General features: G+C 50.7%; 1 protein-coding gene. It reads right to left on the bottom strand.

Annotation, left to right across the window (positions count from 1 at the left end; translation table 11 throughout):
• Positions 1-2,256, bottom strand: a 2,256-nt coding sequence (locus HWQ67_RS16450) for a response regulator (RefSeq protein ID WP_218253772.1), incomplete at its 3' end; no start/stop codon positions are given.
• Positions 2,257-2,384 lie beyond the last annotated feature (128 nt).

The raw sequence follows: 2,384 nt of genomic DNA on the forward strand, positions 1-2,384 counted from the left end.
CATGGCAATAATGGGTAGTGCTTTGAAGCGCGCATTGCTCCGAATAATACGGGTGGCGGTCAGACCATCCATCTCTGGCATCTGCAAATCCATCAACACGATGTCGTAAGGGCTGGTTTGCAGCATGCGCAAGGCGATCCCCCCGTGTTCGGCCTCTTCCACAACCACCCCGATACGTTCCAATAACTCACGAATAACCTGTCTGTTGATCGGGTTGTCTTCGACAACGAGTACTCGAGTACCGCCGAGAGCCGCCTTGAGATGGGCATCTGTGGAGCCCAGTTCGCCTGCTGGTGGCGTATAAACCGCTGTCGTGCTGAACATGTCCAGCAGGGTATTGAACAGGGAAGAGCGTCTGAGCGGTTGTTCAAAGCAGGCACTGATGCCCGCACTTTTCGCCCTTTGAGCCACCAGGGCACTGTCACCATTGGTCAACAAAACAGACTTGGGCATCACAACATCAGGGAAACGTTTGGCCAATTTACGGCTGAGTGCCGCAAACAACTGAACCATATCCAGGTCTGGATGGTGCTGGTTCATGACCAATAATGCATGCGGTTTGTCGACTTTGTGCGCCTCCTGCAGTGCGGTTGCCGCAGAAGAGATGTCATAGACCGTCGTCGTTATAAAGGTAAGAGATTGCAATATTTTTTCGATCTCCTTCGTGGAGTCATCCTCTGTACCCAACAGCAATACATTCAACTGATGCAGCGTAGAGGCCGGAATGGATGGCCGCTCTCCATGACGGGATTTGATCTCAAAGGCTGCCGTGAAATGAAAGGTGCTGCCAGTTCCCTGTTGGCTCTCCACCCAGATCTTGCCCCCCATCATGTTGACAATTCGCTTGCATATCACCAACCCCAAACCGGTCCCTCCATATTTGCGGGTGATGGAACCATCGGCCTGGACAAAAGGTTCAAACAGTTCCAACAACCGATCCGGGGAGATGCCTATGCCACTGTCATGAACAGAAAATTTGAGCAAAATCTGGTTGACACGTTGTTCACCCAGAACGGTCAATACGTGAACCTCACCGCGCTCGGTAAACTTGATCGCATTGCCGATCAGATTGGTCAACACCTGTTCCAAACGCATGGCATCCCCCCACAGGGTGGGAATGCCTTCCGGGACGGACCATTGCAGGGCAATGCCCTTTTCATCAACCTGATGAACAAACATGTCGTTTAAATGGTTCAAAACGTCTTGCAAATGGAATGCAATGGGGGTCAACCGCATCTTGCCCGCCTCAATCCGGGAAAAGTCCAGAATGTCATTGATGACGCTCAACATGGAGTGAGAGGATTTGTCAATCTTGGCCAGATAATCCTGCAATTTTGGTGTCAATTCGGATTTCAGTGCCAACTGGGTCAAGCCGATGATGGCATTCATGGGGGTACGAATTTCATGACTCATATTAGCCAAAAATTCACTTTTGGCCTGGTTGGCCAGTTCAGCAGACTTCAGGGTCTGGTTGAGTGAATTCATCAGCAAGCGACGTTCGGAAATATCATGGGCAAAGGCGGTAAAATAGAGATCCTTGCCTCTGCGGGAGGTTGCCAGGGATACCTCAATATCCACCGTACTGCCATTGCTCCTCATGGCGGTGACTTCAAACCGCTTGGTAAACACGACCGCAGGATCCGCGTGCTTGACAAAGTCGGCCATCTTCGTCAAGTGTTGGGTACGCGATTCAGGAGGTACGATCAATTCAGAAATTTCTTTGCCTGTGATCTCCTTTTTTTGGTAGCCGAACAACTTTTCCGCTGCCGGATTAAAATCCAGCACCGCGCCCGTGGCATCCGTTGTGATAATGGCATCCATGGCATTGTCCAGTATCGAGCGCAGCAGGCTTTCCCGGTCTCGGAGTTGTGCAAATGTGTTGACCAGATTCAGATGGGTTTGGATGCGGGCCTTGACGATCGGCGGATTGAAAGGCTTGCTGATAAAGTCCACAGCTCCCAAAGCCAGGCCATGGGTTTCATCCTCTTCGCTGTTTTTTGCAGTGATAAAGATGACCGGTATGTTTCTTGTCTCTTCCCTGGACTTTATGCGGCTACACACCGCAAAGCCATCCAGTGTTGGCATGATAATATCCAACAAAATCAAGTCCGGATGAATGACAGAAACAAAGTGAAGGGCATCGTTGCCGTTCAGGGCAAAGTACACCTTGTAGTCATCATGCAGCACATTGCGCAGTATGTGAATGTTTTCGGGGTGGTCGTCCACAATCAAGATTTTTTGTTTTGCCGCCTTCATCACGCTTCCCCAGCCCCGCTTGTTCCCATCTGCTGTTGAAGCTGTGCCAGGGCAGTCAGGGCACTCCGGTAATCCAACCGATAAATTTGTGCTTCCATCCGTTGCAAGATTTCCTGGTAGTGGGTTTG

This window comes from Candidatus Magnetobacterium casense (assembly GCF_019173545.1).
Taxonomy (GTDB): Bacteria; Nitrospirota; Thermodesulfovibrionia; order Thermodesulfovibrionales; family Magnetobacteriaceae; genus Magnetobacterium; species Magnetobacterium cryptolimnobacter.